This window comes from Ornithinicoccus sp. (genome assembly GCF_057176825.1).
This window is the reverse complement of record NZ_CM169976.1, coordinates 3,156,647-3,180,862: the sequence shown is the minus strand read 5'-3', so window position 1 is coordinate 3,180,862 and position 24,216 is coordinate 3,156,647. Positions and strand designations below refer to the sequence as shown.

Below are 24,216 nucleotides of genomic sequence, written 5' to 3'. Positions count from 1 at the left end.
TCTCTGCGGAAGTTAGGCGGATGCGGGCGCGGTCAGTGCGTGACCGGTCTGTGCGTCGAACAGGCGGATGTCCTGCGGGGTGGTGGTCAGGCGGATCGAGTCGCCGTCGGCGATCCGCACGATGCCGGGGACACGGGCCACGAAGCTGTCGCCGGCGGGGGACTGCATCGTCAGCAGGGTCTCCGCGCCGAGGATCTCGCTGGTGCGCACCTGGCCGCGGAACTCCAGCGGGCCGGTCCCGTCGACGGCCAGCGACTCGGGCCGTATGCCGACAGTCACGTCCGCGTGCACGCCGTCCGGTGACCACGGGGTCGGGTTGCCCGAGACGTTCAGGCCCGCGGCCTCGGAGTGACCGGGCAGCAGGTTCATCGGCGGGGAGCCGATGAAGGAGGCCACCTCGGTGTCGGCCGGCTCGGTGTAGAGCTCGATCGGGGAGGCCGCCTGCGCGACGTAGCCCTCCCGCATCACCACGACGTGGTCGGCCATCGTCATCGCCTCGACCTGGTCGTGGGTGACGTAGATGACGGTGAGGCCGAGGTCGCGCTGCAGGTTGCGCAGCTCGATGCGCATCTGGTGGCGCAGCTTGGCGTCCAGGTTGGACAGCGGCTCGTCCATCAGCACGACCTTGGCGTCCGAGACCAGGGCGCGGGCCAGGGCCGCCCGTTGGCGCTGCCCGCCGGAGAGCTGGCTCGGCTTGCGCTGCAGGTAGGGCTCGAGCCCCACCTTGCGGGCGGCCTCGACCCCCCGGTCGTGGCGCTCCTGCTTGCTCACCTTGCGCACCCGCAGCCCGAAGACGATGTTCTCCAGGACGGACAGGTGGGGGTAGAGGGCGTAGTTCTGGAAGACCATCGCGATGCGGCGCTTGGCGGCGGCGACGTCGTTGACCCGCTGCCCGTCGATCAGGACCTCGCCGTCGGTGGCCGACTCCAGGCCGGCGATGATGCGCAGCGAGGTCGACTTGCCGCAGCCGGAGGGGCCCAGCAGCACCACGAACTGACCACTCGGGGCGAGGATGTCCACCCCGTGCAGGACGTCCGTGCGTCCGCCGTGGCCGTCCGGGAAGGACTTGGTCACCCCGCGGAGTTCCACCTCGGACATCAGGCCTCCACGCTCACATGTCGGTGTCCCCCACGCCTGCGACGCGGAGCCTCGACGCACGCTATCTAAATCGTTTAAGGTCGTCAACACGTCGGAGCCGGGCAGGCCGGTACAGTGCTCTGACCCGAGGCGAGGAGCTGGCGATGGCGGCGGGACGACCGAGCATCCGCGATGTCGCGCGGGAGGCCGGGGTGTCCACGGCGCTGGCCAGCTTCGCCCTCAACGACCGGCAGGGGGTCGCCCCCGAGACCAAGGCCCGCATCCTGCGGGTCGCCGCCGACCTGGGCTACCGGCCGGACCCGACGGCGCGGGCATTGCGGACGGGGCTGACCGGTAGCTACGGGTTGATGGTCCGCAACATGCAGAACCCCTACTTCCTGGAGGTGCTGCGCGGCGCCCAGGACGCGGCCTCCGAGCACGGCAGCACGGTCTTCGCCGTCGACTCCGCCTACTCGGTGGAGCGCGAGCGGGAGCACGTCCACCATTTGGTGCAGCAGCGCGTCGACGGACTGGCGATCGCCCCCGTCGGCTCCGGCGACGCCGTGGACCTGTGGCAGCAACTGGCCCCGGGCAAGCCCACCGTCGTGGTCAACGCCGTCGCCCACCAGGAGGGGACCACCCGGGTGGGGCCGGACAACATCGCCGCCGTCGACCTGGCCGTGCAGCACCTGCACGAGCTGGGGCACCGCCGGATCACCTTCTACTCCGCCCCGGCCGGCGTGATGGCCGACCACGACCGGCTGGAACGGTTCCTCCAGCGCTGCGCCGAGCTGGGGGTCGAGCCGCACCCCGTGGAGACCGCGCTCAACCTGGACGCCGCCTATCGGGTCACCCGCGACCTGCTGGACGGCGCGGACCCACCGGGCGCGATCGTGACCAACTCCGACTTCACCGCCCACGCGGTCTACCGGGCGGCGCGGGACCGCGGGGTGCAGGTCGGGAAGCAGCTGTCCGTGGTCGGGCACGACGACCTGACGACCTCCCCGCTGCTGGACCCGCCGCTGACCACGCTGCGGCTGGACCGCTTCGAGCTCGGCCGGGCGATCGCCGAGCGACTGGGCCCGCACGCCGACCTCGGGGACCACGTGCAGCCGGTGACCCTGGTGGTGCGCGGGTCGACGGCGCCCCCGCACTAACGACCCCGGCGCGGGTCCTCGATCAGCAGCTCCACGTTGCGGTCGGCCGGGCTGCCGTTCGCCCCGAAGCCGCCCACGCCGTGCGGGTCGTTGGCGGCCAGCGCCCGGTGCCACCCTGCGAGGTCGGCGACCGTCTCCACCGAGGTGGGGCGCAGCGGTCCCTCGTGGTCCAGCACCGTCAGGCGCAGCGAGAGCAGGCCGTCCCCGTGATCCAGCAGCTCGACCAGGCGCCCCTGCGTGGGCCAGTCCATCACCGAGGCCGTGCTGATCTCCCAGAAGCCACCGGTGGCCCCGCGGTGCGCATCGACCCGGTTGCGGTGGATGTGACCGCTGAACCAGGCGATGACGTGCGGGTGGGCCAGCAGCAGGTCGGCGAGCTCCTCACCCAGGACCCGCGCGTCGGCCTCCGGGTCCGCGCCGGGCGGGAGCAGGTCGTTGGTCATCGAGGTGCGCGGGTGGTGGGAGGCCACGACGACCAGCTGGTCCGCCGCGGTGGCCGCCGCGAGTTCATCGGCAAGCCAGGCGAACTGCTCCCGGTCGATGCTGCCCTCGAAGACCCCGGCCGGGTTGGTGGTGTCGAGCACGATCATCCGCAGGCCGGGGAACCCCTCGTGGGCGTAGTAGGCCGTGCCGTCGGCCAGGTTGCGCTCGGTGAACCCGTGCCCGTCGGGCAGGCCGCGGTCCCAGTGGGCGGCGACATACCCGGCGCGGTCCAGCGGCCGGCGGGCGGGGTCCGGCTCGACCTCCCGGCCCAGCTCCCCGAACGCCGGCAGCGGGTCGCCGGTGAAGTCGGCCACGTCCTCGGCGCGCACCGCGGTGACCTTGCGGTGCCCCAGAGTGAGCTCGACCAGCTCCGGCGAGGCCGGCACGCGGCCCTGGATCAACCCGTCGTGGTTGCCGAAGCAGGTGAGCCAGGGGATCTCCAGACCGCTCGCCGGCAGTGGCTGCAGCGCCCGGGCCAGCAGGCCCGGCACCGTGGGGAAGCCGTGCTCGCGGCCCCACCGGTTCTGCGGGTCCTCCGGCGCCCACGCCCAGTCGACGCTGCCGTCCTGGAACCCTTGGTAGCCGGGGCCGCCGGAGTCGAGGTCGACGGTGCCGCCGCTGAGCAGCGCCAGGAAGGCCACCACCTCGTTGTGCTGCATGTTGTCCACGTTGTCGCCGGTGGTCATCACGGCCTGCACCGGCGCCCCGGTGAGCGCCGACCCGGGGTGCTCGTTGAGCCGCCGCACCAGCATCTCGGTGGCGTGGGCGGCGAGCAACTCCTGCGGCCGCTGCATCGGCAGCATCAGCCGGGTCTCCGGCCGTATGCCGAGCTCGTGCACCGCCTCGAGGCGGGACGGGGACTGGGCGTCGATGAGCTGCACGTCGGTCAGGTGCGCCACGTGCCACAGGCTGCGGGGGCGCGCCGAGGGGCTGCCTCCCGCCAGGTCGGTGCGCACGATGTGCGGCTCGACCGCCCCGGTCGAGAGCCCGTGGAACGCGGCGCGGCTGCCCTGGGTGAGCACCTCACCCCGCACGATCGGGCGGCCCTGGTCCTGGCGGTCGCCCGGGTCGCGGCGGTCGTGCGGCTGCGCTGCGTCGTGCTGCGCGGTCATTCGGTGGCTCCCAACGTGGTCGTCCTCATCGTCCTGGTGTCGGTCAGTGCGTGTGTCGGTCAGTGGCTGCGCTTCACGGCCCCGTCGGCCAGCGCGTCGGCGGCCTCGCCCAGGCGCAGGCCGACCACGTCGAGGCGGCGCAGCAGTTCGCGGTTCTTCAGCGAGGTCTCGTCGATCGTGCCGCTGAGGGTCCGGGACACCGCCTCCTGGTAGCGGCGCCGCACCTCGTTCTTGCGGACGGCCAGGGCCCTGCTCCGGATCTGCAGCGGGTCCTCGCCGATCGCCGCGATCGCGGTGTCGAGGTCGGTCAGCCCCTCGCCGACGGCCGCCAGCATCGCGTCCTGGCCGGGGTCGGGCACGACCTGGAAGAGGTCCAACTCCCGCACGAAGTCCTGCAGGTTGTCCAGGATGTCGTCGATCGAGCGGGACAGCCGGAAGAGGTCCTCCCGGTCGATCGGGTTGGCGAAGGCCGAGGCCAGGCGGGTGACCGTGGCCGACCTGCGCCGGTCGCCCTCGTGCTCCACCCTGGCCATGTCGGAGCGGGCCTGCGCCGACCCCAGCTCACCGGAGACCGCAGCCCGGGCCACCCCGATCCCCTCGATCGCGCTCGCCACCTGGCGGCGCAGCAGGTCCACCAGGGTCGCGTCGGGCCGGCGGTTCAGCACCCGGGAGACCCGGGAGACGCCCTTCACAGCGCACCCCCTGCCCGCAGGGCGCCGGCCACGGCCGCCGCGACGCCGAAGGTCAGCGGCAGCGTGACGAGCCAGGCCACCATGATCGTGGACACCTGCGGCCAGCGGACCCTGCCCATGCCCTGGCTGGCGCCGGCGCCGACGAGGGAGCCGGTGAGGGTTTGTGCGACGCCGACGGGGGTGCCCACCCCGGCCGACCCCAGGAGGGCGGTGGCAGTCGAGACCTCGGAGGTGACGGCATACAGCGGGCGCACCGGGAGCACCCCGTGCCCGAGGCGACGCGACATCCGGTGGTAGCCGGCCGCGCTGCCCAGGGTGAAGAGCACGCCGAGGGCGACCAGCAGCAGGACCGGTGCGGCCAACGACCCGGTGTGCTGACCGGTCAGCCCGAGCGCGACGGCGGAGATGGCCAGCATCTTCTGCCCGTCGCTGGCGCCGTAGCCCAGCGCCAGGGCGGGGAAGGAGACGGCGTGCACGCGTCCCAGCGCGCGGCTGACGTGGCGGGAGCGCAGGCGTCTGGCCAGCACGGTGACGACGAGCGCGGCGACCAGGCCGCCGAGGACCGGGGCCAGGGCCATCATGCCCAGCACGACGAGGACGGGGTGCCAGGCGGTGCCGCTCCCGGAGGCGGCGCCGAAGCCGGCGAGCGCGCCGACGAAGGCCAGCGTCAGACCGGTCGGGATGCCGAGCCGGGTCAGGCCCAGCACGACCAACAGGCTCACCAGGACCGCGACGAGCATCCCGGTCTCGGAGCGCTGCCCCTCCCACGGCACCATCTCCTCGGCGAAGCGGGCGGCGACACCGGTGCCGGCCACGAGCGGGCCGAGCACCACGCCCACGCCGAGCAGGAGCAGCCCGAGCGGGTGCCCGATCGAGTCGAGGGTGAGCGTCGCGGCGAGCAGGGTGGCCCCGGTGTTGGCGCCGTTCACGAGCGCGAAGGCGACCGCGGCCGCGAGCAGCGCCCAGCTCACCTCGCCCCTCGGGCGTCAGTAGGCATACAGGTCCAGCAGCCGCAGCTGGGGCGTGAGGACCGCGACGGAGTCCCCGTCGTTGTTCAGCACGTTGCGGCCCAGGTCGTTGTAGTAGCGGTCGGGGGTGTTGGTGCCCGGCCCGGTGTAGACCCGCAGCTCACCACCCGGCGCGAGGGTGTAGCCCTCGCCGACGGCCAGCCGGTTCACGACCGCGTCCTGCAGCAGGTAGCCGCTGACGTCGATGGTGCGCCCCGAGGTGTTGGTGAGCACCACGTGCTCGCCGGTCTCCGGCTGCAGGTCGTCGCCCGGCGGGTTGGCCACCACGTCGAGCACCTCGATGCCGTTGGCCTGCGGCAGCGGGTCGAGGCCGCGCTGCAGCCGGGTCATCTGGGTGGGGAAGTCGGTGACCACCTGGTCCACGCACAGGTCGGCGGCGGCCTCGACGGCCTCGGTCGAGTTCAGCGTGTAGACCCCGAAGCCCAGCCCGTGCGCCCGGACCCGCTCGATGTCGGCGGGGTCGAGGGTGCGGTAGTTGGTGACCACGCCCTCGGCGAACCCGGCCCACCGGGCCAGCGTCTCCTCGTCCTCGGGGATGGTGCCGATCTGCAGCAGCGGGATGTGCGGGGCCAGCTCGTGGAACGTGGTGAGCGAGGACTCCTCGAAGGAGCTGACCACGACCTGGTCGCGGGCGACCAGGCGCTGCCAGTGCGGGTTGGTGGCCAGCTCCTGGGCCACCACCGCCTCCACGCCGGGGGAGTCCAGCGGGCTCTTCAGCTCGATGTTGACGACCATCCCGGAGCCGACCACGGCGCGGGCCGCGTGGTTCAGGTGCGGCACCGGCTCCCCGGCGAACCGCGGCCCGAAGTAGCTCCCGGCGTCCAACTGCTGCAGCTGCGCCCAGGTGAAGCTGACGATCGGGTCGGCAGCCCGGTCCGGGAAGACCTCGGCGATGTCGGTGGTGCGGGCGCCGGTCGCGTCGTGGAACAGGAACGGCACCCCGTCGGCGCTGAGCTGCACGTCGATCTCCATGGACTGTGCCCGGCTCGTGCGGGCGTCCCGGAAGCTGGCGACCGTGTTCTCCGGACTGGTGCCGCCCGAGCCGCGGTGGGCCACGATCTCCGGCTGGGGGCACTCGGCCATCGGACTGCTTCCTCCTGCGGTCGCACCCAGCGGTGCGGTCGCCGCCAGCAGCAGGGAAGCGGTGCAGGCCACCGCGACCCGGGTCGCCCTCATCCTCGTGTATGTCGTTGCGCGCCTCATGGCGGACTCCGTTCCGTGGGTTGTCCGGCAGGCTATCTAAATCGTTTTAGACGCGCAATGGGTCGGCCCGCGCGCTGCGCGAACCCGCCAGGGTTGATAGGCAAGAGGGTGCGCGTCGCGACACCCGGGGCACCCAGCCTGCCGGGGGCGGCGCGCGACGGACGAGGTGACGGAGGCGAGCGGCATGTTCGGACTACCGGCGACGACGACGGTCATCATGGTCGGGATCCTGGGGTTCTGGGTGGTCTACACCCTGGTGTTCTACGTGATCAGCAGGAACTGGTCCGTGGAGGACGTGGACGGTGAACACGCCGGGGAGGCGTCGTGAGCATCGAACTCGGCTTCCTGATCCTCTACTTCGCCGCGATGCTGGGCATCGGCGTCTGGGCGATGCGGCGGAAGTCGGAGACGACCGAGGGGTTCCTGCTGGCCGACCGCAGCCTGGGCCCGGCGGTGACGGCACTGCGGCTACAGAGCTCCTCGATGTCGGGATACATGTTCCTGGGCGCCGGCTCCCTCGGATACACGCAGGGGTACTTCGGCATGTGGTACGCCCTCGGCGACGTGGGCGGCGGCGTGCTGAACCTGTCGATCCTGGGCCGCCGGATGCGCAAGCTGTCCGCGATGCTCGGCTCGATCACCTCGATCGGCTACCTGGAGCACCGGTACCCCTCGGTGTGGACCCGCGCGGTTGCCGCACCGGTCGCGCTGTTCTGCATGTTCTTCTACGTCCTGGCGCAGTTCCTCGCCGGGGGCCAGGGGCTGGCCATGGTGACCGGCCTGTCCATCAACGTCTCGCTGGTGATCGCGGTCGGGGTGATCGTGGGCTACACCTTCCTGGGCGGCTACCTGGCCGTCGCATACACCGACTTCGTCCAGGCCATCATCATGGTGATCGGGATGCTGTGGATCCTCATCGCGACCCTGCAATACGTGGGCGGCCTCACCGCCGGACACGAGGGTCTCGGAGAGATCAACGACAACCTGCTGACCATGTGGGGCGCCGAGGGCCAGTACTTCGGCCAGTGGGGCGTCATCATCGGCGCCGTCCTGATCTTCTCCATCGGCTACATGGGCTGGCCCCACGTCAACGTCAGCCACATGGCGATGAAGCGGCCCTCGGTGGCCCGCCGCGCGGGCGTCTACGCCACCCTGTTCAACCTGGCATTCATCCCCGCCGCCTACCTGGTCGGCATGATGGGCCTGCTCATCGTCCCGGACCTGGACAACCCGGAGCTGGCGATCTTCGAGGTCGCGGACACGGTGCTGCCGGCGTTCGCGCTGGGCGTGGTGATGGCGGCCATCATGGCGGCGATCATGTCGACCGCGGACGCGCTGTTGCTCCAGGCGGGCACCATCGCCTCCCAGGACCTGTGGGGCCGGTTCCGCAAGCGGGCGGTGTCGGAGCGGACCTCGGTCAACGTCTCCCGGTTGACCGTCCTGGTCATCGCCGTCATCGGGCTGGTCCTGGCGATCGTCGAGCCGCCCGGCGTCTTCGACATCGTCGTCTTCGCCACCAGCGTGCTCGGGGCGGCCTTCGTCCCGGTCTACGTGTGCGCGGTCTGGTGGAAGAAGGCGAACACCCCCGGCGCCCTCGCCTCGATGGTGATCGGCACGGTCGCGGCCGTCACCGCACAGCTGACCGGCACCAGCGACAGCATCGGCTTCGACCCCATGGGCATCGGGATCACCTGCTCGGTGGCCGCGATCGTCGTGGTCTCGCTGCTGACCCAGCGCTCCCACCCGGTGCCGGAGCACGTGCTGAGCGCCGTCGAGGAGACGGCCCGCGTCCGCCCGGTCCCGGCGCGGCTCGCGGCGGGCGAGGACCCGACACTGTCCAGCCAGCGGCCCGACCCGGGCGGTGTGCGATGACGCCGACGGACCTCCCGGCCGGGGCAGCGGTCGGACAGCGCCACCCGGTCTGGCACGCGGCCGTGCCCGCCGAGCAGGCAGTCCGCAAGGTCGCCCGCAGGCTGGCCCACCCGGTGGATCTCACCGCCCGGCTCTACCACCACCCCTTCCTGGGCGTGGTGTTCGTATGCCGTCCGCTCCCGTCGCGCCTGCCCCGCCTCGGTGCTCGTCGGTCGGGTCGGGCGGCCGCCCCGGTCGCCGCCCACGTCGTGGTCGACCTGGTCAGTGGCCGCGCCTACCTGAGCGACCCGTGGGACGACGAGTCGTTCACCACCCGGGAGGCGGCCCTGGCCGCGGCCGGACCGGACAGCGCCGCCGAGCCCACCCGGGTCCGCGGCCCCGAGCCCCGGATCAGCGAGCAGGACGCGGTGACCGCGGCGCGGGCCCTGCTGGCCGGCGCCCTCACGCGACGCCGCCGTCTGGACCCGCTCGGGCCGGCCGAGCTGCATACCGATCCGATCCGGTTCGGCAAGCCCAACTGGTGGGTCACCGGCGAACTCGAGGGGCGCCCGGTCGAGGTGATCGTGGACGCGCTGAGCGGCCGGCACTACGTGTGCTCGGGGTAAGCGACCACCTCACTCGACCGCCAGCAGCCGCGTGGTGGTCTGCTCGATGCCGTTGCCGGAGGCGTCCACCGCGCTGACCCGGAACGACAGGTGCTCCGCGTCGCGCAGGACCGGCGCGGCCACCACCACCCGGAAGGTGGTGTCCCCGGTCCGCCGGGGGCGCAGGTCCTCCCAGGTGGCGCCGTCGTCGGCGGACACCGCGACGGCGAGGTCGGTGACCCGTGTGGCGGCAGCCGTGCCCGTGACCGGGGTGACTCCCAGGTCCATCGTGACGGGACGCCGCTCGATCGTGGCCCCCGGCTCCAGTTGCACGCCGTAATCGACGTCCAGGAAGGTCGGCCGCGTCGCGAAGCCGTCGTCCAGGCCGGGCGGGGCGGAGGCGAACTCCCACTCGGTCCGGACGTGGTGCAGCGCCGACACCTCGCCGGGCACCAGCTCCAGGTCCTGCACCAGCCGGAAGCGCCCGCCCTCCGTCATCCCGCGGAAGTAGGCGTAGGTGCCCTCGACGGTGTCGAGGGTCGTGCCGTCCGCGTCCTGCAGCTCCAGCCGGGAGTCGCGTACGACGTTCAGCCCGAGCGAACCCCGGTGGACGCCGTCGCTGAAGCCGGACGACACGTGGATCGAGTCCTCGCTGTGCCAGGCCTCCCGGAGCACCGGGTGCAGCGTCGCGGCGAACGGTCGGTGCAGTCGCTCGCCCTCATCGAACTGGCGCGCGTCACCGCACAACTGGACCCAGTCGTTGGCCGCCGCCCGGAAGCACTCGTGCCAGACCTGGCCCTCTGGCATCGCCACCAGCACCTCGCGGGCACCCGGGGCCGCCACCTCGGTCTGGAACCCGAACAGCGCACCGATCTGGCCCATCCCGGTGGAGGCGGACACGGCATACGAGTCGTCCTGCCCGATGGGGTGGAAGTCCTGCTGCACCCGCGGCCGGTCCGCGAGGTCCTCGGCGGTCAGCTCCGGGGTGAGCCCGTGGTCGAGCGTCGGGCGGCTGACGAGCACGTCATAGGCGTCCGCGCCGTCGCCCACGGCCGCCTCCATGGGCTCCAGCCACCACCGGGTGATCGCCTCGAAGGTGCCGCGCCCCACGGGGTCGGTGGGGGTGAACAACAGCCGCCCGTCGCGCACCGCCTCCGGGTCGTGGTAGACGATCTCGGCGTAGCCGCGCCCGCCGGCCTTGCGACTGTAGATGAACGGCACGCCCAGCTCCGGCGCCGTGGGGTGCCCCTCCACTGATGCGACTCCCAGGGGCTCGCCGTCGCGCGCGTCGAGGACGTATGTGGTGTCCTCCTCGATCGTCAGCCCGGCGGTGCCCGTGACGGTGACCGTGCCGCCGTCGCTGGTCGGGGTGTAGACGCGGGCCAACACCATCCACTCACCGGCCGGGACGCGCTGGCTGACCGTCCCCTGCGCGTCGGGGTGCAGGCGCATGAAGCCGCCGGTGGCCCCGTTGAAGATCGGGATCGTCGGATCGGCGCCCGGCTGCCCGGCCCCCGCAGAGGGGTCCCACGGCTCGCCGTCCGCGTCGAGGACCTGGAGGTCGAACTGGTAGCTCTCCGGCTCCAGGTAGGCACCGACCGGGATCCGCAGGCCGGGTGCCCCGTCCGCCGGGTCGACCGAGAGGATCCCCTGCCACGGGGCGACGTCGAGGAGATCCCGGTCCAGGGTGACAAGGACCTCGGCGGACTCTCCCGGGGCGAGGGTCAGGGTCTCCGGAGTCACCTCGATCGCGCCGTCGGGGGCGGTCCGGACGAGCTCGTCCTGGAGGAAGGTGGCCAGCTCCAGCTCGACCGGCTCGGTGCCCTCGTTGTTGATCGAGGTGGTGTCCTGCACGGTGCCCTCGTGCGGCCACTCGAGCACTCCGAAGTCGAGGTTCGCCCGGTCCGTCGAGAGGTCGTGGCCCGTCGCGGCCGCCAGGTCCAGCAGGCCTGCTCCGTAGGTCCACGAGGTGAACCACGTGGTGCCGTCTGCGGTGCTCATCAGCCGGGCCTTCACCTGCTCGGGCGACCAGTCGGGGTGCTGCTGGCGCAGCAGGGCCGCGGCGCCAGCGACGACTGGTGCGGACATCGACGTGCCCGACATGGGGGTGTAGAGGTCCTCCCCGTGGCGTGCCCCGGCCCGTGCCGCGAGCAGTTCGACACCGGGTGCGACGAGGTCCGGCTTGAGCAGGTAGGTGCCCCACGTCGGACCGCGGCTGGAGAACGACGCGAGGACGCCTCGCTCGTTCACCGCCCCGACGGTCAGGGCGGCGGGGGAGGTGCCCGGCGTCCCGATCGTGTAGGAGCCGCCCACTGCGCTGCCCCCGTTGCCGGCCGCGGCGACGAACAGGGTGCCCGACTCGGCGGTGAGGGTCTCCAGCGCCTGGTCGAGCGGGTTCTGCCCGTCGGCGGTGCCGGACAGTGACAGGTTGACCACGTCGGCCCCCTCGGCGACCGCCCACTCCATGCCGGCGATCACCCAGGACTCCTGGCCCTCGCCGGTGTCACCCAGCACCTTGCCCGAGAGGAGCTCGGCCCCGGGGGCGACGCCCCGGCGCTCGCCGTCGTTGCCGGCCCCGCTGCCGGCGGCCAGCGACGCGACGTGGGTGCCGTGGCCGTTGCGGTCGGTCACGTCGGGTGCGTCGGTGAAGTTCTGCTCGGCGACCACCTGGCCGACGAAGTCGGGGTGCTCGGCGTCCACCCCGCTGTCCAGCACCGCGATGCGCATCCCCTCCCCGTCCAGGCCCAGGTCCCACGCCGCGGGGGCGGACACCTGCTCCAGATAGGGGTCAAGTGCTGCAGCCTCGACCGTCCCGTCGAGCCACACCCGGGTGGCGCCGCCCTCGGCCAGGGCGGCGAGGCCGATCGGGTCGCCGATGCCGGTGCCGGCGAGGCTTCCGAGGAACTGCGCGGCGTCGTCCTTGGCCAGGTCGCCGGCCACCGCGTCGATGCTCTCCAGGTGCAGGTCCACGTCAAGGCCGGTGGCGGACAGGTCGGAGGTCGCCACGGAGGAGGAGTCCCCGGTCTGCACGAGCAGCGGCAGCACCTCCGAGGACTCGTCGTCGTAGCCGAGCTCGACCAGGCGGGAGACGTTGAACAGGTCCGGATCGAGCACGTCCGGCACCAGCGCGGTGACGCTGTGCGGCACGACGTGGACGCCGTCGGTGTCCTCGTGCAGGGAGTAGCCCCGGGACGGCTGGCCGGAGGCGTCGGTCACACTGACCCGGGACTGCCCGTCGACCTCGCCGTGCAGCACGACCCGGTCGCCCGTGACGAGGGTGACGGTCGCCTCGGTGGGCAGGCCGTCCCCCGTGCTGACCAGTTCGGCCGTGCCGGACGTGCCTGCGGTGCCCGGCCGGGTCGGCGGCTGGGAGACGGCGCCGCCGGTGGTCGTCACCCCCAGGGTGAGCGCGAGCACGGCCCCGGTCAGCAGGCGGGCGCGGGCGAATCGGCGTTGTCGGGGCATGGTCGTGACCGTAGATTGGCGGGGACCGCAGATGAAGGGTCCGGACTGACCTCATCGCGACATGTCCGGTACACGCCAGGAGGATTCGTGCTCGAGGCCGTGGGCATCGCGCCCGAGGAGGAGACGGCATACCGGGAGCTGTTGCACCACCCGGGTTGCACCGTGGCCGAGCTGGCCGACCGGCTGGGGGAGGGCGGCGACCTGATAAGACCCCGGGTGCTGCGCCTGCAGGAACTGGGGCTGGTCAGCCGCAGCGCCGAGCACCCCGGCCGGCTCACCCCCGTGCGCCCCGACGTCGCCGTGGACGTGCTGGCGGCCCGCCGCCGCGCTGAGCTGGACCGGGCCCAGGCCGCCGCGCGGGACCTGGTGGCCGAACTGCACACGCCGGATCGACTGCGCCCGGACCGGGTGGTCGAGGTGCTGGCCGGGCGGGGGGCGATCGCGGCCCGGTTCGCCCAGTTGCTGCGGGGCGCCCGGGAGGAGGTGCTGGTGCTGGACCGGCCGCCCTACGTCTCGGACTACGACGAGTCCGACGCGGCGGTGCACACCTCGTTGGCGGCGGGGGTCCGGGTCTTCGGGATCTACTCCGGTGAGTCCCTCGAGCACGGGCCCGGCACCGAGGAGGCCTACCGTGCTGCGGAGGCCGGGGAGCAGTCGCGGGTGCACGCCGAGGTGCCCATGAAGCTGGTCGTCGCCGACCGTGCGGTGGCACTGTTGCCCCTGTCGTTGCACGAGCCGGGGGAGAGCGCGCTGGTGGTGCACAGCAGTGCGCTGCTGGACGCGTTGCAGGCGATGTTCTGGTTGCTGTGGGAGCAGGCCGTGCCGGTCGTCCCCGACGTGTCCGCTGCCGGCGGCGCCGATGGCGACCCGGACCCGCGGCTGCTGACCATGCTCTCGGCCGGGATGAAGGACGAGACGATCGCCCGGCACCTGGGGATCAGCAGCAGGACGGTGGGCCGCCGGGTGGCCGAGCTGATGGACAGCCTCGGCGTGCGGACCAGGTTCCAGGCGGGGGTGTTCGCCCAGCGGCGCCGGCTGCTGGGCGGGCAGGATCAGCCCAACAGGTCTGTCCGGGACGGTCGCCTGGGGTAGTTCGCTGCACCCCTGGGTACAGCGAACTACCCCAGGTCCTTGGTCCGTTGCCCGACATCGCCACCTCCGTGGTGTTGCTACCGCAGCCAACCGCGCACGCCGGCGACGAGGCCGGTGCTCCACGACCTCCGCGCGCCCAGAGCGTCGATCGAGGTGGTCAGTGCGCGCAGCGATTCCACCGTCTCCCGGTGTGCCCGGCGCGACTCGGCGAGCTCCGCGTCGCTCGCTGCCAGTGCCTGCTCGAGCCTGCGGACCCGTGATCTCAGGTGATCCGCCTCCCGCTCCTCATCGTGCACGTCCCATAGGTACCTCTGTCGGCGATGGGCCCGGCGGAAGGCGGCCCAGGCCATGAGCCAGAGGTAGGCGGACAGGAACACGAACATGACGGCGACGTCGTTCGAACTGCTCGACCGTCCCGAGCTCACCATCGCCAGGGCGAAGCTGAAGGTCGACGCGGCCAGGGCCCCCGAGATGTCCACCGCGTCCTGCAGGTTGACGGGTCGCCTGCGACGGCGGTGGTGCAGGGCCACCGCGGCGAAGAAGGCGGTCCCGAAGCTGAAGATCGCGACCGACCCGTAGAACAGCCACACGCCGAAGGGCGGCCCCGCAGCGACGAAGCCGACCACGGGGAGCAGCGTCGCCACGACAGCCGCGCCGTAGCCCCTGCGCCGCGGCCAGGTCGGTGTCGGAAGCCCCGCCGTCGAGTCCTCGTGCATCGCGTCCCCTCTCCTCAGCGGGTCGGGCGGCGGACCACCCTGCCCCGATCCTGGAGACGACGCTAGCCAGAGGCACTGACAATCCTGGCCCGACCAGGCCCTGGTCAGTCGGTCTCGGTGGTGCCCTCGTAGAGGCCGATGACGTTGCCGTCCGGGTCCTGGAGGATCGCCCACCAACTGGTGTCGTCGATCGGCTGCTTCTCCTGCAGCACCGTGCCGCCCTGCTCGGCCGCCGTGGCCAGGGTCTGCTCGATGGAGTCGACCTCGACGTAGGACCGGGGCTGGGTGAAGCCCTCCGAGCGCGGAGCCAGACCGCCGCCGCTGATCTGGTTGGGGGCTCGCCACATCGGGTAACCCTCGAAACCCGGGATCTCCGAGATCTCCCAGCCGAACAGGGCGTTGTAGAACTGCGTGGCGCGGGCCGTGTCGCTCACCGGGATGTCGATGTGGGTGATGTCGCCGTGCGGCATGGTCGCCTCCGTGGCGTGGTGCGGCCGCCGTTCGGCCGCGGCATCGCCCAGTCTGGCACCGAGACGGCGCACCGGCAGCGGCTGCCATGCCCGGGTGTTGGAGGCTGGCCGGTGGCGATAGCGTGAGGTATGCACCTTCCCCGACCCGAGATCGACCCCGACGGGCTGCTGGAGTACTCCGTGGTCTTCACCGACCGTGCGCTCAACCACATGTCCCAGCGCTTCGTCGGCGTGATGCAGCAGTTGATCGACATCCTCAAGACCACGTACCGGGCCGACTCGGTGGCCGTCGTGCCCGGCGGGGGCAGCTACGGGATGGAGTCCGTCGCACGACAGTTGGCCACCGGCAAGCGGTGCCTGATCGTGCGCACCGGGTTCTTCTCCTACCGCTGGTCCCAGATCCTCGACATGGGGTCCATCAGCGACGACGTCACCGTCCTGACGGCCGCGCCGACCACGCGCGAGCACCCGGCGCAGTGGGCCCCGCCCGCAGTCGAGGACGTGACCGCGGCGATCGCCGAGCAGCGACCCGAGCTGGTCTTCGCGGCCCACGTCGAGACCGCGGCGGGCATGGTGCTGCCGGACGACTACCTGCGCGAGGTCGCCCGCGCGACCCACGAGGCCGGCGGGCTGTTCGTGCTCGACTGCATCGCCTCCGGCGCCCTGTGGGTCGACATGCAGGATCTCGGCGTCGACGTGCTGGTCACCGCCCCGCAGAAGGGGTGGAGCGGGTGGCCCGGTGCGGCCTACGTCATGGTCAACGAGGCGGCCCGGGAGGCGATCAACGCGAGTACGTCGAGCAGCTTCTCCGGTGACCTCAAGCGGTGGCTGGGCATCGCCGAGGGGTATGCCGAGGGCCGGCACGCCTACCACGCCACCATGCCCACGGATGCCCTCGCGCACAACGTCGAGATTATGCAGGAGGCCGTGTCGCGGGGGCTGCCCGCGCTGCGCGAGGCGCAGGTCGACCTCGGCACGAAGGTCCGGGCGGTGCTGGCCGAGCGCGGGTTCGTCTCGGTCGCTGCCGACGGGTTCGCCGCGCCGTCCGTGGTCGTGGTGCACACCGACGACCCGGGCCTGAAGACGGCGGCGAAGTTCGTCAAGGTCGGCGTCCAGGCCGCCGGCGGCGTGCCGCTGATGTGCGGCGAGCCGGAGGACTTCTCGACGTTCCGGCTCGGCCTGTTCGGCCTGGACAAGTGGGCCGACGTCGACGGCACCGTGCAGCGACTGGCGCAGGGCCTGGACCGGGCCCTGGCGCTGGAGGATCAGACACCCTAGGAGGATCTCGTGGACCTGTTGACCCGCCAGGAGCTGGAGAGCATCGCCAACCCGGGGGTGTCGGGGCCACACGTGTCGCTGTTCATGCCGACGCACCGCGCCGGCCGGGAGACCGACGCCGACCGGCTGCGGTGGAAGAACCTGGTCAACGGGGTCGAGGCGGTGCTGCTGGAGCAGCTGCGCAAGCCCGAGGCGGTGACGCTGCTCCGGCCGGCACGGGAGCTGTTGGACGACGCGATGGACTGGCAGTACATGAGTGACGGCCTGGCCATGTTCCTCAGCCGGGACGGCCACCGCACCTACCGGGTGCCCGCCCCGATGAAGACTCTGGCGACGGTCGGGGACCAGACGGTGCTGGGGCCGCTGCTCCGCCTGCTGTCCGGCGACGAGCACTTCCTCCTCCTGGCGCTCAGCCAGCAGGAGACCCGGCTGCTGGAGGGCACCCGCAACACCGTCGAGCAGGTCGAGTTCTCCGACGTCCCGACCAGCCTGACCGAGGTCGCCAAGCCGCACGACGCACGCTCGGACACGATGGCGCGGCCGCTGTCCGGGCGGGGCGGCCGGGCGGTCTTCTACGGACACGGCGGCGGTGACACGCACCTGCGGCAGGATGAGATCACCCGGTTCCTGCGGGCGGTCGCGACCGGGTTGCAGGACGTCCTGCGCGCCCAGACCTCGCCCCTGGTGCTGGTCGGCCCCGAGCCCCTGGTCGCCGCCTACCGCGACCTCAACGGCTACGGCCACCTGATGGACCGCGCGGTGGAGCGCCACGCCGACGCCCTGTCCGCCGAGGAGCTGCACGAGCTGGCCTGGCCGCTTGTGGAGGAGCGGCTCCAGCAGGAACGGGCCGAGGTCTTCGCCCGGTTCCGGTCGCTGCACGGCACCGGCCGGGTGTCCAGCGACCTGGCCGAGGTCGCGACCGCGGCCGCCGCGGGGCGGGTGGACACCCTCTTCGTGCGGGCCGACCCCTGGTGCTGGGAGCGCGCCACCGACGAACTCGACCCGGTCGTGCGGCTCGCCTCGGACGAGCGGTATGCCGAGTGCGCGCTGGTCGACGCCGCCGCCGTCGCGACGCTCAACGCGGGCGGCCACGTCTACGCCACCTCGCAGACGACGGTGCCCGACAGCGAGGTCGCCGCGATCTTCCGCTACTGACGAATCGTCCCGTCCTGACGGGTGGCGCCGTGGCTGCCATGCTGGGGGTGTGGCGACGGTGTGCGAGGCGGCCGGCGGGCAGGAGGGCCTGCTGCGGCTGGCCCACGCCTGGCACGCCAGGGTGCTGGCGGACGAGGTGGTGAGCCACGCGTTCAGCCACGGCTACCGCGCCGACCACTCCGAGCGGTTGGCGGCGTACTGGGCCGAGGCGCTCGGTGGCCCCACGACGTACTCGGACAGCTATGGCGACGAGACCTCCGTCGTCCGGATGCACAGCGGCAACGGCCAGCACGAGGAGATGGACCGGCGCGCAATCGCCTGCTTCGACCAGGCGCTGGAGGACGTCGGGTTGGCCGGCGACGAGCGGCTCCGCCGGGTGCTCTCCGACTACTTCACCGCGATGACGACCGCGATGGGCCGCTTCCCGGAGTCCGCCGACGACGTGCCTGTCGCGATGCCGATCACGCACTGGTCCTGGGGCGGGGAAGTGCGGGACTGACGCGTCCCTGCGGCACCCGACTGCCGACATACTGCAACTCAAGGGTTGCAGATAGGTCCCGGCGGCCGTAGGCTCAGTGCAACCCAACGATTGCACTAGGAGTCGAGATGACCACCACCGCACGGATCGACCTGGACGCGGCCACCGTGACCCGCACGCTCCGGATCGAGGCGCCCCGCCCCCTGGTCTGGGCGGTGCTGACCTCGCCCGACCAAATCGCCCAGTGGTTTGGCCAGCGGGCCGAGTTCCCCGACGGTGTCCACCTCGGGGCCACCGGCCTCTTCGGCTGGACCGACGAGGGCGACTTCCCCGCCCGGATCGACGCCTACGACCCGGTCGAGCGGTTCGCCTTCACCTGGGGGACGCCGGGGGAGGAGATCCGGGAGGACAACGCCACCACCGCGACCTTCACCCTGGCCGAGGACGGCGACGGCACGAGTCTCACGGTGCTGGAGACCGGCTTCGACACGCTGGCGGGAGACGAGCGGGCGCGCCGCGCGGCCATGGAGGACAACGCCCAGGGCTGGACCAGCGAGCTCGATGAGTTCGCGGCACTGGTCGCCGCGCTGCGGGAGGGGCGCTCCGCCGTGGCCGACCTCGACGCCGGCACCATCACCCGCACCGTCGTGGTCTCGGCCGGGCAGGGCGCCGTCTGGGCGGCGCTGACCTCGGCGGAGGCGATCGGGGAGTGGTGGGGTCACCCGGCGGACTTCCCGGGCGGCGTGGTGCCGGGGTCGCTCGGCACCTTCGAGTGGGTCGGTCACGGGCACTTCCCGGTGCGGATCGACCGGCTCGAGGAGCCCGGGCTCTTCGCCATGACCTGGGGCGAGCTGGGGGAGCGCGAGCCGGGCCCGACGGCCACCCACGTGCTCTTCACCCTCACCGCCGCGGGGGAGGGGGCCACCCTCCTGAGCGTGCGGGAGACCGGCTTCGAGGCCACGGAGGCCGCCGCGCGGCGCGCCGCGATGGAGGACAACGTCCAGGGCTGGAACTCCGTGCTGGACTCGCTGGCGCGGTATGCCGAGGCGCACCCGTGAGCGCGTCGGCCGGTGTCGTCGAGGTGTGCGCCGCGCTCGCCGACGAGTCCCGGTGGCGGGTGCTGCAGCTCGTCGGCGAGCAGGCGCTGTCGGCCTCCGAGCTGGCCGGGCGGCTGCCGATCAGCCGGCAGGCGATCGCCCGCCACCTCGCGGTGCTCGCCGACGCCGGCCTGGTCGAGGCGGAGCCCGACGGACGGCAGCTGCGCTACCGGGCGCTCGGCGGCCGGCTGAGTGACCTGGCACGGGACCTCGACGCGATCGGGCGCGGCTGGGACCGCCGGCTCGACCGGATCAAGCGTCTCGCGGAGACCGCCGAGCGCGAGTGAACTGCTCGCGCGTCCAGCGCTCGATGTCGCGACCGTCGGCGTCCTGGAAGTCCTCCAGCGCCTCCTCGGGGTCCACGAGCACGATCCGGTGCCCGGCCTCGATGAGCTTGGCGGCCATCGCCGCCGAGGTGCGGCGCGCCACGGGCAGCACCTCGTCGACCCGGCTCATGTCGAAGATGACGAGGTTGGTCTCCGGCCGACGGGTGATGAGCTCGTGGGTCAGCGACTCGATGCTGCTGAGCATCAGGTCGCCCTGCAGCACATAGACGGTGGCCTCCTCGCCGTCGATGGTCACGGTCTCGCGCTCCCGCAGCGACGAGCGGGCCGGGCGGCCGGGCTCCATCAGGTGCAGCCCGAGGTCGGCGGACAGCCGCTCCATCATGGCCACGCCCCGGGCGCTGTTGCCGTGGGAGTCCAGTCGCGGGGAGAACACGGCGAGACCGACCTGGCCGGGCAGCACGCCGATGATGCCGCCCGCGACCCCGCTCTTGGCGGGGATCCCGACGGTGGTGAGCCAGTTCCCTGCCGCGTCGTACATGCCGCAGGAGGCCATGACGCTGAGCAGCTGTCTGGTGCCCTCACGGCATACCAGCCGTTCGCCGGTGTTGGGCTGGACGCCGCCGTTGGCCAGGGTGGCCGCCATCAGCGCCAGGTCACTGACCGTGACCGAGGCGGCGCACTGGCGCACGTAGCCGGCGACGACCTCCTGGGGGTCCCCGGCCAGGTTGCCGGTGGCGTGCAGCAGGTAGGCCAGGCCCAGGTTGCGGCTGCCCGTCTCCAGCTCGGACGCGGCGACCGCCTCGTCGATCTCGACGTCCCGCTCGGCCAGCCGGGAGAAGAACGCCAGGATCCGGTCGACCGGCGACCCGTCGTCGGCGTCGAGGAGGGCGTGGGTGGCGATGGCGCCGGCGTTGATCATCGGGTTGCGCGGCTTGCCGGACTCCGGCTCGAGCGAGAGCTCGTTGAACGCGTCGCCGCTGGGCTCCACGCCGATCAGCTCCTGGATCCGCTCCAGCCCGTGGTCCTCGATGGCCAGAGCGTAGGCGAACGGCTTCGACATCGACTGGATGCTGAACCGGTGGTCGGTGTCACCGCTGGCATACACCGTGCCGCCCACCGTGCACAGCGCCACCGCGGCACGGTCCGGGTCGGCCGCCGCGAGCTCGGGGATGTAGTCGGCGGGCGCACCGGAGACGACGTCCTCGGTGTCGGCGAGGACGGTGTCGAGGTAGTCGAGGATGGGGGAGCGCAGCTGGCCTTCGTCGGGGTCGGTCATCGCCCTACCGAACCACACCGGCGCGCCGGGGGCCTGAGGAGAAAGACCGCGCGCCGCCGACGGGGTGCCCCCTACGCTGCAGGAGTACCGGTTTCAACCCATGCGGGGGTGAGTCATGACCAGCGGCGCCACGAGGCAGGCCGCGGACACCACGTCGTTCGGGCTGCGCCCACCACGGCACCAGGTCGACCCCCGGTGTCGGCGCTGGTGGCTCACCCAGGTGCTGGTCGCCTCGGCCTGCGTCGTGGTGCCACTGGTGGTGCTCGGCGTCCTGATCGAGCCGGCCCGCGGGTGGCTGCTGTGGCCGGCGGCCGTGGCGGCGCTCCTGACGCTGCCAGCCGCGGTCGTGGTGCCGCGCGTGCGCTGGCGGATCCACCGGTGGGAGGCGACCGACGCGGCCGTTTACAGCAGGTCCGGGCTGTTCTGGCAGGAGTGGCGCGCGGCGCCGCTGTCCCGGGTGCAGTCGGTCGACATGGTCCGCGGGCCGTTGCAGCAGCGGTTCGGTCTGGCCACGGTCGCCGTGACGACCGCCTCCGCCAAGGGCGAGGTGAAGATCAAGGCCCTGGACTCCGAGGTGGCGGCCGAGATGGTCGACCGGTTCACCCTGCTCACCGAGGCGGACCAGCAGGACGCGACATGACCGGGGGGCAGGGCCCGGCCGATCACGACGACGGGGGCTGGCAGCGGCTGGATCCCCGGACCATCGGGGCGAGCTCGGTCTTCCTCGCCGGCATCCTCGCCGGCACCGCGGTCCCGGCGGCGCTCGGGCTCCTGCTCTCCGGGGTGAGCCCCGGCTGGACCCTGTTCTGGGTCGGGGGCGGCGTCCTGGTCGGCACGGCCCTCACCGCAGTGGTCGAGGTGGTGCGGCTGGCGGTCACCCGATTCCGCATCGACGAGCACCGGATCGAGCGGCGCGTGCAGTTCCTGGGGAGCAGCACCACAGTGCTATCCACCCAGCGGATCCGCAACGTGGAGGTCGCGGCCGACCTGGTGCAGCGCCGGTTCGGCATCGCGGAGGTGCGGCTCGCCAGCGGCGACTCCGACGGCCCCCGGTTCACCCTCTCGGCGCTGGACCGGGCCGGGGCCGAGCAGCTGCGGGCGCGGCTGCTGGGCGACCGCGCCACGGCGGACACGTCCGTGCTGGCGACGCACGAGTGGGGCTGGCTGCGGTTCGCCCCCGTCACGCTGTGGACCCCGCTGCTCGGGCTGTTCGCCTTCGGCGCGGTCTTCCAGGTGGCCGACTGGTTCCAGGCGGTGCCCGCGATGCTCGACTGGTTCCGCGACTTCGTCGACGGCACGCCCGCATGGGTCGTGGCGCTGGCCCTGCCGGCCGGCGCCGTCGTCATCGGGACCATCGGCACCATCGTCATCCACATCGAGGAGTGGTGGCACTACCGGCTCGAGCGCCAGGACGACGGCTCCCTGGAGCTGGCGCGCGGGCTGCTGATCGGCCGGGCGACGCACTTCGACGGCCGCCGGATCCGCGGCGTGCGGCTGCACCAACCGCCCGGTCTGCGCCGGCTTCGGGCGGCACGGCTCGACGTGATCGCCGTGGGGATCTCCGGCGGTGCGGACGAGTCCAACCGGCAGAAGCAGAGCCCCGCCCTCGTCCCGAACGCCCCGGTCGGGTTCGTGACGCGGGTGGGGGAGACCATCGCCGGGACGCCCTGGCCCGAGGCGCTGGAGCAGCACCCGCCCGCCGCCCTGCGGCGCCGCCTCGTCCGGGCCCTGCTCACCTCGGCGGGCGCGGCCCTGCTGGCGCTCGTCCCCTCGCTCTTCTGGTCATCGTTGTGGTGGGTCGCCCTGGTGGCGCTCGCGGTCGTCGCGCCGCTCAGCCTCTGGATCGCCGTCGACAACGCGCGCGGCCTGGGCCACCGGATCAGCGACACGCACGCCGCCCTGCGGCGCGGCTCCGTCTTCCGCCGCACCGACCTGATGCACCGGGAGGGGCTGCTCGGGTGGAACATCCGGGAGAGCCCGTTCCAGCGCCGCGCCGGGCTGGTGACGCTGGTCGCGACCTCCGCTGGTGGCTCGGGCGCCTCCCGGCTCCCGGACGTCAGTGGCACCCAGGCGGCCGCGGTGGTTGGCACGGCGGGCCCGGTCTGGGAGCACCTGCGCGAGCCCGGGCCGGAGACCCCGTAGGAGGCTGCGACCGGGCCGGACCAACCCTCGCCGCGCGAGGGACCGGGGCGCTACGACAGAATCGGTGGCATGGGAGCAGCACCGCGCCGGATCGTGCTCGACTGCGACCCGGGGCACGACGACGCCGTCGCCATCATGCTCGCGCTGGGCGACCCGGCGATCGAGCTGCTCGGCATCACCACGGTGGGTGGCAACCAGACCGTGGAGAAGGTCACCCGCAACGCCCAGAGCGTGCTGGTCATGTGCGGCCGGGAGGACGTGCCCGTCCACGCCGGGGCGAGCCGCCCGCTGGTGCGCCCGGTCGAGGTGGCCCAGGACATCCACGGCGACTCGGGCCTGGACGGCGTCGACCTGCCGGAGCCGACCGTGCCGGTCGCGGAGGGTCACGCAGTGCGGTTCATCATCGACACCGTGCTCGCCGCCGAGCCGGGCTCGGTGACCCTGGTGGCGACCGGGCCGCTGACCAACCTGGCGCTCGCTGCAAGGCTGGAGCCGCGCATCGTGGAGCTGGTCCGCGAGGTCGTCATCATGGGCGGCGGCTACCACGAGGGGAACTGGACCGCGGTCGCGGAGTTCAACATCTGGGTCGACCCGGAGGCGGCCGCCATCGTCGTCGACGAGGCGTGGCCGCTGACCATGGTGGGGCTCGACCTGACCCACCAGGCCCTGGCGACGCCCCAGGTCGAGCAGCATGTCGCCGCCGTCGACTCCGGGCTGAGCCGGTTCTTCGTCGGGCTGATGGCCTTCTTCCGGCAGACCTACCGGGAGCATCAGGGCTTCCCGGATCCGCCCGTGCACGACGCATGCGCCGTGGCCTACCTCATCGACCCGGCGGTGGTGGAGACGCGCCGGGCCCCGCTCGCGGTGGAGCTGCGGGGTGAGCACACCACGGGGATGACGGTGGCCGACTTCCGCAGCCCGGCCCCGCCCGACTGCAGGCACCGCGTGGCCACGCAGCTGGACCACGCCCGGTTCTGGGAGTTGGTCACCCGAGCCGTCGGGCAGCTCTCCGGGTCGGTCGGCTAGGACGCAGCGCGCCCCAGTTAGTCCAGGGCGTCGTGGCCTTCGGTGCCGAGGGTCCAGTCGGCGTGGTCCAGGATCAGCGCGATCCCCTGGTCGGGGTCGGCGGCTGCCCCCGCGGCGTCTCCCCGGTCAGCGCTGTAGATCCCCAGGCCGAGCCCGACGGCGGCGGTCAGTATGAACAGCCCGGTGAGCCGGGCCCCCTCGCGGGTCATCCTGCGTGTCATGGCAATCCCTCCTGGCAGGCGGGGGACGCTCCGTCCCCCTACTCACTGCAACGCGGCTGAGGGGGTGGAAGGTTGCACCGCGACGGGATCTGCCTGCTCAATGGGGCCCGGCGAGCCCGGGACCACCGGGACGTGCTTCAGGTGAGGACCGGAGCCGCTCGACATACGCAGCACCGTCCTCGTCCCGCTCCCAGGCCCCCGCGCTGGAAGCGAGCGCGTCCAGGTCCGCCGACTGGTCCTCCCCCTGCTCGTCGGCAAGCGGAATCTTGGTCCGTGCCATGAAGTGACGCTACATCGTGGGAGGG

The 24,216-nt window shown here is 72.6% G+C and carries 24 protein-coding genes; 13 read left to right on the top strand and 11 right to left on the bottom strand.

The annotated features are described in order from the left end of the window. Positions 1-12: 12 nt before the first annotated feature. Complete coding sequence (locus AC1QRC_RS15925) at positions 13-1,098, bottom strand: ABC transporter ATP-binding protein (RefSeq protein ID WP_484204237.1); 1,086 nt, start codon at positions 1,096-1,098, stop codon at positions 13-15. A 143-nt stretch (positions 1,099-1,241) separates the two neighbouring features. On the opposite strand from AC1QRC_RS15925, the gene AC1QRC_RS15920 reads away from it, so the two are divergent. Then, positions 1,242-2,234 (top strand): LacI family DNA-binding transcriptional regulator, encoded by a 993-nt coding sequence (locus tag AC1QRC_RS15920; protein WP_484204236.1) that lies wholly within the window; start codon positions 1,242-1,244, stop codon positions 2,232-2,234. On the opposite strand, the gene AC1QRC_RS15915 is transcribed toward AC1QRC_RS15920, so the two are convergent. The 4 genes from AC1QRC_RS15915 to AC1QRC_RS15900 are packed head-to-tail and all read right to left on the bottom strand — an operon-like array spanning position 2,231 to position 6,725. Then, positions 2,231-3,829, bottom strand: coding sequence for a TIGR03767 family metallophosphoesterase (locus AC1QRC_RS15915; RefSeq protein WP_484204235.1), 1,599 nt, complete (start codon positions 3,827-3,829; stop codon positions 2,231-2,233). The genes AC1QRC_RS15920 and AC1QRC_RS15915 overlap by 4 nt on opposite strands. Before the next feature lie 59 nt (positions 3,830-3,888). Next, positions 3,889-4,521, bottom strand: coding sequence for a DUF47 domain-containing protein (locus AC1QRC_RS15910; protein WP_484204234.1), 633 nt, complete (start codon positions 4,519-4,521; stop codon positions 3,889-3,891). After that, on the bottom strand, positions 4,518-5,492 hold the full coding sequence (locus tag AC1QRC_RS15905; RefSeq protein ID WP_484204233.1) for an anion permease: 975 nt from the start codon (positions 5,490-5,492) through the stop codon (positions 4,518-4,520). The genes AC1QRC_RS15910 and AC1QRC_RS15905 overlap by 4 nt, the downstream gene beginning before the upstream one ends. Before the next feature lie 15 nt (positions 5,493-5,507). After that, entirely contained in the window at positions 5,508-6,725 is a 1,218-nt protein-coding gene (locus AC1QRC_RS15900; protein ID WP_484204232.1) for a glycerophosphodiester phosphodiesterase family protein, read from the bottom strand. Between the two features lie 211 nt (positions 6,726-6,936). Here AC1QRC_RS15900 and AC1QRC_RS15895 point away from each other — a divergent pair, with 211 nt between their 5' ends. The 3 genes from AC1QRC_RS15895 to AC1QRC_RS15885 are packed head-to-tail and all read left to right on the top strand — an operon-like array spanning position 6,937 to position 9,229. Continuing rightward, positions 6,937-7,080, top strand: coding sequence for a hypothetical protein (locus tag AC1QRC_RS15895; protein WP_484204231.1), 144 nt, complete (start codon positions 6,937-6,939; stop codon positions 7,078-7,080). Then, entirely contained in the window at positions 7,077-8,624 is a 1,548-nt protein-coding gene (locus AC1QRC_RS15890) for a sodium/proline symporter (protein WP_484204230.1), read from the top strand. The genes AC1QRC_RS15895 and AC1QRC_RS15890 overlap by 4 nt, the downstream gene beginning before the upstream one ends. Beyond that, positions 8,621-9,229 (top strand): hypothetical protein, encoded by a 609-nt coding sequence (locus AC1QRC_RS15885; protein WP_484204229.1) that lies wholly within the window; start codon positions 8,621-8,623, stop codon positions 9,227-9,229. The genes AC1QRC_RS15890 and AC1QRC_RS15885 overlap by 4 nt, the downstream gene beginning before the upstream one ends. A gap of 9 nt (positions 9,230-9,238) precedes the next feature. On the opposite strand, the gene AC1QRC_RS15880 is transcribed toward AC1QRC_RS15885, so the two are convergent. Continuing rightward, entirely contained in the window at positions 9,239-12,673 is a 3,435-nt protein-coding gene (locus AC1QRC_RS15880; RefSeq protein WP_484204228.1) for a S8 family peptidase, read from the bottom strand. Positions 12,674-12,760: 87 nt separating this feature from the next. Here AC1QRC_RS15880 and AC1QRC_RS15875 point away from each other — a divergent pair, with 87 nt between their 5' ends. After that, a complete protein-coding gene (locus tag AC1QRC_RS15875) occupies positions 12,761-13,765 on the top strand; it encodes a LuxR C-terminal-related transcriptional regulator (RefSeq protein WP_484204227.1) in 1,005 nt (334 codons plus the stop codon). Between the two features lie 77 nt (positions 13,766-13,842). Here AC1QRC_RS15875 and AC1QRC_RS15870 read toward each other — a convergent pair whose 3' ends face one another. Both AC1QRC_RS15870 and AC1QRC_RS15865 read right to left on the bottom strand, forming a co-directional pair. Further along, complete coding sequence (locus AC1QRC_RS15870; protein ID WP_484204226.1) at positions 13,843-14,481, bottom strand: hypothetical protein; 639 nt, start codon at positions 14,479-14,481, stop codon at positions 13,843-13,845. A 104-nt stretch (positions 14,482-14,585) separates the two neighbouring features. After that, on the bottom strand, positions 14,586-14,951 hold the full coding sequence (locus tag AC1QRC_RS15865) for a VOC family protein (protein ID WP_484204225.1): 366 nt from the start codon (positions 14,949-14,951) through the stop codon (positions 14,586-14,588). 129 nt (positions 14,952-15,080) lie between these two features. Between AC1QRC_RS15865 and AC1QRC_RS15860 the strand changes: the two genes are divergently transcribed. The 5 genes from AC1QRC_RS15860 to AC1QRC_RS15840 all read left to right on the top strand — a co-directional run bounded on the left by AC1QRC_RS15860 (position 15,081) and on the right by AC1QRC_RS15840 (position 19,246). Next, entirely contained in the window at positions 15,081-16,229 is a 1,149-nt protein-coding gene (locus AC1QRC_RS15860; RefSeq protein WP_484204224.1) for an aminotransferase class V-fold PLP-dependent enzyme, read from the top strand. Between the two features lie 9 nt (positions 16,230-16,238). After that, positions 16,239-17,384: a baeRF3 domain-containing protein gene (locus tag AC1QRC_RS15855; protein WP_484204223.1), complete on the top strand. Its 1,146-nt coding sequence runs from the start codon at positions 16,239-16,241 to the stop codon at positions 17,382-17,384. A gap of 49 nt (positions 17,385-17,433) precedes the next feature. Next, positions 17,434-17,883: a group II truncated hemoglobin gene (locus tag AC1QRC_RS15850; RefSeq protein WP_484204222.1), complete on the top strand. Its 450-nt coding sequence runs from the start codon at positions 17,434-17,436 to the stop codon at positions 17,881-17,883. A 107-nt stretch (positions 17,884-17,990) separates the two neighbouring features. Continuing rightward, positions 17,991-18,920 (top strand): SRPBCC domain-containing protein, encoded by a 930-nt coding sequence (locus tag AC1QRC_RS15845; RefSeq protein WP_484204221.1) that lies wholly within the window; start codon positions 17,991-17,993, stop codon positions 18,918-18,920. Beyond that, the gene (locus tag AC1QRC_RS15840; protein WP_484204220.1) at positions 18,917-19,246 is read left to right on the top strand and encodes an ArsR/SmtB family transcription factor; all 330 of its coding nucleotides are present in this window, start codon (positions 18,917-18,919) and stop codon (positions 19,244-19,246) included. The genes AC1QRC_RS15845 and AC1QRC_RS15840 overlap by 4 nt, the downstream gene beginning before the upstream one ends. On the opposite strand, the gene glsA is transcribed toward AC1QRC_RS15840, so the two are convergent. Then, complete coding sequence (gene glsA / locus AC1QRC_RS15835) at positions 19,212-20,522, bottom strand: glutaminase A (protein ID WP_484204219.1); 1,311 nt, start codon at positions 20,520-20,522, stop codon at positions 19,212-19,214. The genes AC1QRC_RS15840 and glsA overlap by 35 nt on opposite strands. A gap of 115 nt (positions 20,523-20,637) precedes the next feature. On the opposite strand from glsA, the gene AC1QRC_RS15830 reads away from it, so the two are divergent. The 3 genes from AC1QRC_RS15830 to uriH all read left to right on the top strand — a co-directional run bounded on the left by AC1QRC_RS15830 (position 20,638) and on the right by uriH (position 23,690). Continuing rightward, positions 20,638-21,162 (top strand): PH domain-containing protein, encoded by a 525-nt coding sequence (locus AC1QRC_RS15830; RefSeq protein WP_484204218.1) that lies wholly within the window; start codon positions 20,638-20,640, stop codon positions 21,160-21,162. Beyond that, positions 21,159-22,664: a PH domain-containing protein gene (locus AC1QRC_RS15825; RefSeq protein WP_484204217.1), complete on the top strand. Its 1,506-nt coding sequence runs from the start codon at positions 21,159-21,161 to the stop codon at positions 22,662-22,664. The genes AC1QRC_RS15830 and AC1QRC_RS15825 overlap by 4 nt, the downstream gene beginning before the upstream one ends. A 69-nt stretch (positions 22,665-22,733) precedes the next feature. Then, positions 22,734-23,690 carry a uridine-preferring nucleoside hydrolase UriH gene (gene uriH, locus AC1QRC_RS15820; RefSeq protein WP_484204216.1) on the top strand — a complete coding sequence of 319 codons (957 nt, stop codon included), beginning with the start codon at positions 22,734-22,736 and terminating at the stop codon, positions 23,688-23,690. 17 nt (positions 23,691-23,707) lie between these two features. Here the strand turns inward: uriH and AC1QRC_RS15815 are convergent, their stop codons facing one another. Both AC1QRC_RS15815 and AC1QRC_RS15810 read right to left on the bottom strand, forming a co-directional pair. Then, positions 23,708-23,899, bottom strand: a complete 192-nt coding sequence (locus AC1QRC_RS15815; RefSeq protein WP_484204215.1) for a hypothetical protein — start codon at positions 23,897-23,899, stop codon at positions 23,708-23,710. A gap of 109 nt (positions 23,900-24,008) precedes the next feature. Continuing rightward, positions 24,009-24,191: a hypothetical protein gene (locus AC1QRC_RS15810; RefSeq protein WP_484204214.1), complete on the bottom strand. Its 183-nt coding sequence runs from the start codon at positions 24,189-24,191 to the stop codon at positions 24,009-24,011. Positions 24,192-24,216: the final 25 nt, after the last annotated feature.

Bases quoted from the DNA above. Each gene is read 5' to 3' on its own strand.
- glsA (WP_484204219.1), bottom strand. From the start codon at position 20,522: ATGACCGACCCCGACGAAGGCCAGCTGCGCTCCCCCATCCTCGACTAC.
- AC1QRC_RS15810 (WP_484204214.1), bottom strand. From the start codon at position 24,191: ATGGCACGGACCAAGATTCCGCTTGCCGACGAGCAGGGGGAGGACCAG.
- AC1QRC_RS15885 (WP_484204229.1), top strand. From the start codon at position 8,621: ATGACGCCGACGGACCTCCCGGCCGGGGCAGCGGTCGGACAGCGCCAC.
- AC1QRC_RS15825 (WP_484204217.1), top strand. From the start codon at position 21,159: ATGACCGGGGGGCAGGGCCCGGCCGATCACGACGACGGGGGCTGGCAG.
- uriH (WP_484204216.1), top strand. From the start codon at position 22,734: ATGGGAGCAGCACCGCGCCGGATCGTGCTCGACTGCGACCCGGGGCAC.
- AC1QRC_RS15845 (WP_484204221.1), top strand. From the start codon at position 17,991: ATGACCACCACCGCACGGATCGACCTGGACGCGGCCACCGTGACCCGC.
- AC1QRC_RS15865 (WP_484204225.1), bottom strand. From the start codon at position 14,951: ATGCCGCACGGCGACATCACCCACATCGACATCCCGGTGAGCGACACG.
- AC1QRC_RS15895 (WP_484204231.1), top strand. From the start codon at position 6,937: ATGTTCGGACTACCGGCGACGACGACGGTCATCATGGTCGGGATCCTG.
- AC1QRC_RS15860 (WP_484204224.1), top strand. From the start codon at position 15,081: ATGCACCTTCCCCGACCCGAGATCGACCCCGACGGGCTGCTGGAGTAC.
- AC1QRC_RS15830 (WP_484204218.1), top strand. From the start codon at position 20,638: ATGACCAGCGGCGCCACGAGGCAGGCCGCGGACACCACGTCGTTCGGG.
- AC1QRC_RS15900 (WP_484204232.1), bottom strand. From the start codon at position 6,725: ATGAGGGCGACCCGGGTCGCGGTGGCCTGCACCGCTTCCCTGCTGCTG.
- AC1QRC_RS15815 (WP_484204215.1), bottom strand. From the start codon at position 23,899: ATGACCCGCGAGGGGGCCCGGCTCACCGGGCTGTTCATACTGACCGCC.
- AC1QRC_RS15920 (WP_484204236.1), top strand. From the start codon at position 1,242: ATGGCGGCGGGACGACCGAGCATCCGCGATGTCGCGCGGGAGGCCGGG.
- AC1QRC_RS15880 (WP_484204228.1), bottom strand. From the start codon at position 12,673: ATGCCCCGACAACGCCGATTCGCCCGCGCCCGCCTGCTGACCGGGGCC.
- AC1QRC_RS15915 (WP_484204235.1), bottom strand. From the start codon at position 3,829: ATGACCGCGCAGCACGACGCAGCGCAGCCGCACGACCGCCGCGACCCG.
- AC1QRC_RS15870 (WP_484204226.1), bottom strand. From the start codon at position 14,481: ATGCACGAGGACTCGACGGCGGGGCTTCCGACACCGACCTGGCCGCGG.
- AC1QRC_RS15925 (WP_484204237.1), bottom strand. From the start codon at position 1,098: ATGTCCGAGGTGGAACTCCGCGGGGTGACCAAGTCCTTCCCGGACGGC.